Origin of the sequence: Moorena sp. SIO1F2, assembly GCF_010672755.1 — a bacterium.
Classification (GTDB): Bacteria; Cyanobacteriota; Cyanobacteriia; order Cyanobacteriales; family Coleofasciculaceae; genus Moorena.
The window spans coordinates 1-6,759 of the sequence record NZ_JAAHFV010000344.1 but is presented as its reverse complement, the minus strand read 5'-3'; the positions used below and the strand labels follow the sequence as shown (position 1 = coordinate 6,759).

Sequence of the window (6,759 nt, the reverse complement as noted above, 5' to 3'; positions counted from 1 at the left end):
TCTTGTGAGTCTTACCATTGGTTAGGGGATTTACTCTTAACACAACAGAATTGGGATGAAGCAGCAATAGCTTACCAGCGAGCTATAGAACTCAATCCTTACAATCCCTGGTCTCACCATAATTTAGGGCTAGCCTTAACTGAACACGGCAAGTTAGACGAAGCAGTAGCTGCCTTAAACCAAGCCATAGGCCTATCCCCCAACCAGTACTTTGAATTTTACCAAAACTTAGGAAATGCCCTCAGCAAACTCCACCGTTGGGATGAATCCCTTACCGCCTATGGCAGTGCTATTAAATTAAATCCAGGCCATCCTCAGTTACACAGTAGTTTAGGAAGTGTATTGGTTCAATTGGGAAAGTCCGATCAGGCGGTAGCGTCTTACCGTCGCTCTATACAGTTAAAGCCAGATGACCCCGAGATACACGAAAAATTAGGAAATGTGCTTCGAGAAAGAGTCCAAGTAGATTTAGATCAAGCAATCAGCTGTTATCGTCGAGCCATTCGGACTAATCCAGATAATCTCGAGAATTATCACAAGGCATTAGGGATACAATCCAACGATCCTGAACTGTATCTACAGTTAGGCAATACATTAGTTAAACAAAATCAGTTAGACCAAGCCATTATTTTCTACCAAATCGCCCTCGAGATCCAACCCGAAAATTATGAAGTAAACGCTCAGTTGACCAGGGTTTTGGAAAAACAAGGCAAGGTAGGGAGTAGGGAGTAGGGAGTAGGGAGTAGGGAGTAGGGAATAGGGAATAGGGAATAGGGAATAGGGAACAGGCAAGAGGCAAGAGGCAAGAGGCATACATGCTAAAGTTTGAAGGCAAGAAGTGTGTTTACAACCCAGATAAAAACCCTATAGCGTTTCTCGTAGCTATGAGGTACACATTATTTTTTCCCTCTTCCCTCACTTCCCCTCCTGGGAGGGGTTAGGGGTGGGTTACTCTTACCTCTTCCCTGCTCCCTGCTCCGAAGTCCCTGCTCCCTAAAACCCAGAAATTTGTACCTCACAAGTCGTAGAATTGCTATATATCATAACTACTCTAGAAGAGCCCAGGATTTTTTCCCATATCCGCTACTCCCTGCTCCCTTTTCCCTACTCCCTACTCCCTACTCCCTATTACCTGTTACCTTTAAAACCTAACTATGGCAATCAAATTTTGGAATGGTATTGCATTAATTGCAGATGATACCTATAGGACTCAATTAATCCCAAAAGTAGGACGCTTAGATCACGATCAATCACTGCTGAGGGGGATTTTACCCCATATACCAAGGGGTGGTGTTGCCATAGATGTTGGTGCCAACATTGGCGATCACACCATTGCTTACTTGAATAAAGTTGGCCTAACTGGTCGAGTGTTAGCATTTGAACCCCTGCCAGAAGCTTATGAATGTCTCACGTTAAATGTACCAGGGGCAGAATCCTATAACTATGCTCTTTCAGACCAAGAAGAAACCCTGAATTTGGTGATTCGACCGAATACAGGAGAGAGTTTTTGCTCCTATTCAGAGAACTCACAAACTATTCGAGCTGTTCCATTAGATTCCTTTGAGTTTAGCCAGCTAGACTTGATCAAGTTTGATGTAGAAGGTTGGGAGTTGAAAGCCCTCAAAGGAGCGGAAGAGACTATCTATCAACATCAACCTCGGATGGTGATTGAGATTAACGAGAAAGTATTTAAACGAACCCTCGGGAATCGACAAGAGATTTACGATTTTCTGAAGCGACATGATTACGATTTACAACCAATACAACCAAAGACCAGCCTCAACACTGAGAGAATTGATGTACTGGCAGTACCAGCAAAAGCACAATACTTCTGTGGCTTCCAGCATAAATTAGGGGAAGCTTACACAGCAAATAATCAGCTTGATCAAGCTATCATCGCTTACCGTCGTGCGATTGGCCTTAACCCCACCATATCTTCCTCTCATCACAACTTGGGGGATGTCTTGGAGAAACAAGGTCATCTGGAATCTGCGATCGCATTTTACCGTAAAGCCATTGAACTGAACCCTGATCACCATCAGTATCATATCACCTTAGCCAAAGCCCTAGCCCGAAAAGGCATGGCAGCTGAAGCAGTAACTGAGTATCGCTTAGGGATGTCCCTTAACCCTAACTTCCAGTGGTCAGAAGATAATTTTGGCGAAGCTTTATTAGAAGGTCTGTATAAACACCATAGTAAAAACCATAGTAAAGGTTTCCAAGGCAACCCTAGTCAAAAGAAGGACACAAGCCACGACTGTGGTGTCATTTTTTTAGCCATTGGTGAAAAATTTAAACAAGAATTTCTTAATGCTTATAAATTTTTCAATAAATCCAATCCTACCATCCCCATCTCCCTATTTACTGATTGCGCCATGGGGGAGTTAGATGGTTGTACAGTCTATCCCTTAAACGAAAATAAAAATCCTCATAAACTAAAAGTAGACATCTTGAAAAATAGCCCTTATCAAAAAACTCTATTTCTTGATACAGACACCTTAGTCGTTGCTGATATTTCCGAGATATTTTCCTTACTAGATGACTGTGATTTATGTATAGCCAGAGAACCTAATGTTGACTATAGTAAACACCCCTATAAATTTATTGGATATAAATCCCATAAATACATTAATACAGGAGTATTCGCTTTTAAAAAATGCGAATTCATTACTAAAATGATTGATGGCTGGATTACTATGATTTCCCAACGAAATGACTCAGATATGAGAGCCGGACATTTTGCTGACCAGTACTATTTCAACCAGTTATTACAATCGGGTTTCTTTGAGCAAGAAGGAGGCAAAGTAAAGGTCATAGACAACAATATTTACAATGTCAGACCACAGCCTCTGCCTCACCTGATCAAAGATGGCTTATTTAATCAAGCGAAGATAATTCATCTACGACTCTCTGCTTTTGTCCCATCATTAGTTTCTCTTAAAAAGAAATAGGGAGTAGGGAATCGGGAATCGGGAATCGGGAGTCGGGAGTCGGGAGTCGGGAGTCGGGTGGGGAGTGCATAATAAAGTTGGGTAGTGGCGTGGCAAGCTTAATTTGATGCATTAGAAACAGATGGGGGAGTGTGGGGCGGGGGCGCGGGGAGTGTGGGGCGGGGGCGCGGGGAGTGTGGGAAGATGGGGAGCAAAAATCTATTGCACTATTTTAAGCTTGCCACGCCACTACGAGATTGAATATAGAGCTGTTTTGGAGGCGATCGCTCTTCAATTTACATCACTCATTACCCCAATATTTGCACCCATAATTTTAGCAATTTGCTTCAGAATACGCAAGACATCATATAACTGATTCCTACGAGGTAGCAGCAGATAAAAAAGATTAGATAAATCATATTGGGGAACACCTTCGGTCAACATTTTAACAAACAAAAACTCATCCCCGCTACCAATCATACCATAGACAGGACGTTCAGGATTAGGATTTGCCATCATATAAGTCATTAGTTGAGGTAAAGCTACTGAAAAAGCAATAGTAGATTTAGATTCAACCAAGAGAACCCAAAGTTGTTGTGCAATAACTAAAGTATCAATTCGACCTCGTAAAATTTCATCCTTGTCTTCTACTTCCACTTCAACAGTCGTTTCAGTAGTGACATAGAAAGGTTCATCATATAAACCTGCCAAAGTAAGTAAAGGTCCAATTAGTAATTGATTAATCACACCTTCTGGGAGAGGACTTCGTTCTCTATGACGTAAAAATCGTCTTTGAATTTGGTCTAGGTTCTCTTGTTCTTGAGCAGTTAGTTGAGGTAAATCCTGTTGCCATTCCTGAAAGAAAAGGTCATTATCTGTAGGAGATAAATTAAACCTTTGCTTCAAGTCAGCTAAGGTAGCGATCGTTTTGGAAATGGGGTAATTTTGAATCATTATTCACTCTTAATCCAACTCAAAATCTACTCTTTCATACAAATTTTGAAACGAAATTTCAAAATCAGCTGAAGCCAATTTTAAAACTGATTCTCCCCCTTGATAATCATTGAAAAGCCATTGCCCATCCTCTTGCTTAAAATATTGAGCCACATAAAAACGATATTGATCGATTAAAATATATTCCTGAAATTCAGGGATAGAACGATAATATATGAATTTATCCGTCCAGTCGTAATCCCGCGTCGATTTAGAAAGGACTTCCACAATGAGTGAAGGATTGGTTACGTTTGTCTTACCCATTCCTTCATAGATTGGTTTTCCTTTAATTACCATTACGTCAGGATAGGTATAGAGGCGATATTGCGCTATGCACAAGCGGACATCATTGATATAGATATAATATTCTTGCTCCTTAATTGTCAAAGGAAATTTGCGACAGAAATTGAGCGCAATTTGATTGTGATTTGTCGTGCCTCCTGTCATGAGGATGATTTCTCCATCTCGATATTCATGTTTATCTATCGCTTCCTCCTCTAATGTCAAGTATTCTTCAGGCGTGTAGTACCGTTTTTCTGTTTGAATCACCATATTAATGTTCCTGATGCTGCGATCGTTGTTCAGTTGCCATTACTCTTTAGGATAGGTGTATCTTGCAAACTCCGCTCAGTATAGCGCTACGCGCAAGGGCTTTAGGCAAAAGCCATGCATGCTAAAGTTGACTACAACAGCTTTTGCTGCTTGTATCCATGTCAAACACCTTAATGTGTAGTGCTATATTTGATCCTGTAGTTCAGTTGGTAGGGTGCGTTAGGCAGTAAGGATTTTCCGATTCTATTCTAGCTTGGTGCCCTGCGACGGATTGATAAATTCTGAGCTACGCTGACCCAATTTGTTGGGATAAGCAATACTACCCACCTGACTTCCTTTCCCTTCAGGATAGAGATAATCACTCTCTACCACCCATTGCTTTTCAATCTGGTTATCCTTGTTACTGCGTGTCACTAACCAAGGATTAGGAACAGGTGGAAAAACTGTTTTAGTCTGCTTATTGTCATCAGTAACTTGAATTCCCTTGGTCAAAGCATCTGGCAACGCCCAATGTAAATGAATTCCCGCTTTCAGATACAAATTCTGATTTTGAAAAGGTTGAGAAACAATCTCTTCACTAATATTGGCAATATTATGATTTACGTCTCGCTTACCATCAAAATAAGGAAGGCGGCTAAAATCTGTCATCGCCTCTACTACAACGCGATCGCTTTCCAGATACAGAGCGTCTAAGTGGACAGCAACCATTAAAGCGGGAATTTTTCCAGCCAAAATTACCTCCTCTCCCAGAATATCAACAATCGGTTTCAGCCAAATTTCACAGGTAATTTCACTAGGATTTTCTCTGACACCTTTAAGTGTGCTTCAGTTTCCCAGAAATGATTAATTCTGCAACAAAATTTTACATGAAAGGGTATTGACAGGGTAATATAACTGGTATATACCTTTGTGTAGCAAGGGATACAGCATATTAATAAAAAAAAATATCGGTCAAGTTTTGGTTAACCCCAATGCTTGACCGAATTCTATTGTGTAAACGTCAACAACTACAGCTTAACTGCATTCAAATCTGAATAACTACTGATCAACTAATACATTCGTCAGTGGTCAGTGGTCAGCCATTGGCTGATAGCTGTTCGCTTAGCGTGCGCGTAGCCCATAAGCTGATAGCTTAAAAATAAGCTCCACAATTCCTAGTCACCAGGGCGTCAAACCCTGGCAAAACCCTATCCTAGTCTACGTATAAATATCGAATCAAGGTGGTCATAACCTCACCGGGGTTTTCGGTAGGCTCGATAGCTTTGATAGGAACTGCCCACCGACAGTAACTTAATTAAAAACTAGTACTTAATTGTATACATTTTTAATAAAATTAATCCTCAGGTGGGCAGTGCATAATACCAATTTAAAACCTGACAATCTCGAAGGTAAGCACTGCCCACCCTACGCCAGCAGCGCGATCATGCTCTTGCTAGCATGCCTATTGCCTATTACCTATTACCTATTGCCTATTGCCTATTGCCTTAGCCAACTACGCCATCCCAAACTTATAATTGCCATACTTAATGTCATACCAAAATAAATTAGCGACTCTGTCTATAGACTCCTGATTATAATAATTAGTGTAATCATTATGTTTGTCTTGCTCTATCTTCGGACAATTCAGCTTCAGTCCTAGCAGAGACTCCAATAAAGTTACGTCTGATTCTAGAGTTTCAAAACGGATAACATAATCCACAAGAAACGTGTTATCCTCATCAAGTGCCGAGTAAGACAGTGAGTAAGCCGACAAATCAGTTAAGTGCTTACCTGCCTTGATATCCCATGATTTTCCTTTAGTGATCCACTCGGTAAAAGGCATTTTTTTGTTAGGATTGTACTGTTGTTTCTCCCAAAAGTAGAAGCCATTGTGATCAGGATTTCCAAAGGAGTACACAGAGACAAGCATATCCCAGGGGTTTCTAACAGAAGTGAATTTGAAGTAGCTATTCCAATCCCAACCCATGCGTTCAAAATGCTGTTGAACCATAGATGCTGGCACATGGGGATGGTTGTATCGCGGTTTATCTGTACTAACAATATCACTGTAAGGATCTAGTGCTTGTCTAATCGTAGTATCACCAGACCTGGGCTTGCCAATGAATACGAATTTATGCTTGTGTGATAGTCTCATTTTATAGCAGTTATTAATTGGATGAGGGAAAAAGTCCTGGGTTTTAGGGAGTAGGGAGTAGGGAGTAGGGAGTAGGGAGTAGGGAGTAGGGAGTAGGGAGTAGGGAGTAGGGAGTAGGGAGTAGGGAGTAGGGAGTAGGGAGTAGGGAGA

The 6,759-nt window shown here is 41.0% G+C and carries 9 protein-coding genes; 3 read left to right on the top strand and 6 right to left on the bottom strand.

Translation table 11 applies throughout. The features are described from left to right. Nucleotides 1-732 (top strand): tetratricopeptide repeat protein (locus tag F6J94_RS27670; protein WP_293046229.1); only part of this gene is annotated, 732 nt, incomplete at its 5' end. On the opposite strand, the gene F6J94_RS27665 is transcribed toward F6J94_RS27670, so the two are convergent. Next, complete coding sequence (locus F6J94_RS27665) at nt 681-806, bottom strand: hypothetical protein (RefSeq protein ID WP_293046225.1); 126 nt, start codon at nt 804-806, stop codon at nt 681-683. The two genes, F6J94_RS27670 and F6J94_RS27665, sit on opposite strands and share 52 nt — an antisense overlap. A 202-nt stretch (nt 807-1,008) precedes the next feature. Here F6J94_RS27665 and F6J94_RS27660 point away from each other — a divergent pair, with 202 nt between their 5' ends. Together F6J94_RS27660 and F6J94_RS27655 are read left to right on the top strand one after the other, a co-directional pair. Further along, nucleotides 1,009-1,152 carry a hypothetical protein gene (locus F6J94_RS27660; RefSeq protein WP_293046222.1) on the top strand — a complete coding sequence of 48 codons (144 nt, stop codon included), beginning with the start codon at nt 1,009-1,011 and terminating at the stop codon, nt 1,150-1,152. Between the two features lie 2 nt (nt 1,153-1,154). After that, a complete protein-coding gene (locus tag F6J94_RS27655) occupies nt 1,155-2,951 on the top strand; it encodes an FkbM family methyltransferase (RefSeq protein ID WP_293046218.1) in 1,797 nt (598 codons plus the stop codon). Here the strand turns inward: F6J94_RS27655 and F6J94_RS27650 are convergent. The 5 genes from F6J94_RS27650 to F6J94_RS27630 all read right to left on the bottom strand — a co-directional run. Continuing rightward, nucleotides 2,938-3,063, bottom strand: a complete 126-nt coding sequence (locus tag F6J94_RS27650; RefSeq protein ID WP_293020546.1) for a hypothetical protein — start codon at nt 3,061-3,063, stop codon at nt 2,938-2,940. The genes F6J94_RS27655 and F6J94_RS27650 overlap by 14 nt on opposite strands. Nucleotides 3,064-3,221: 158 nt before the next feature. Further along, nucleotides 3,222-3,884: a type I restriction endonuclease subunit R gene (locus tag F6J94_RS27645; protein ID WP_075903010.1), complete on the bottom strand. Its 663-nt coding sequence runs from the start codon at nt 3,882-3,884 to the stop codon at nt 3,222-3,224. Nucleotides 3,885-3,893: 9 nt separating this feature from the next. Next, on the bottom strand, nt 3,894-4,475 hold the full coding sequence (locus F6J94_RS27640) for a Uma2 family endonuclease (protein ID WP_293020549.1): 582 nt from the start codon (nt 4,473-4,475) through the stop codon (nt 3,894-3,896). A gap of 243 nt (nt 4,476-4,718) precedes the next feature. Next, nucleotides 4,719-5,207, bottom strand: a complete 489-nt coding sequence (locus tag F6J94_RS27635; protein WP_293046215.1) for a hypothetical protein — start codon at nt 5,205-5,207, stop codon at nt 4,719-4,721. Nucleotides 5,208-5,967: 760 nt separating this feature from the next. Then, the coding region (locus F6J94_RS27630; protein ID WP_293046212.1) for a sulfotransferase family 2 domain-containing protein at nt 5,968-6,759 on the bottom strand (792 nt) is incomplete at its 5' end.

What these genes read in the sequence shown, in the direction of transcription:
- F6J94_RS27645 (WP_075903010.1), bottom strand. Translation starts at nt 3,884, where the DNA reads ATGATTCAAAATTACCCCATTTCCAAAACGATCGCTACCTTAGCTGAC.
- F6J94_RS27650 (WP_293020546.1), bottom strand. Translation starts at nt 3,063, where the DNA reads ATGCATCAAATTAAGCTTGCCACGCCACTACCCAACTTTATTATGCAC.
- F6J94_RS27640 (WP_293020549.1), bottom strand. Translation starts at nt 4,475, where the DNA reads ATGGTGATTCAAACAGAAAAACGGTACTACACGCCTGAAGAATACTTG.
- F6J94_RS27655 (WP_293046218.1), top strand. Translation starts at nt 1,155, where the DNA reads ATGGCAATCAAATTTTGGAATGGTATTGCATTAATTGCAGATGATACC.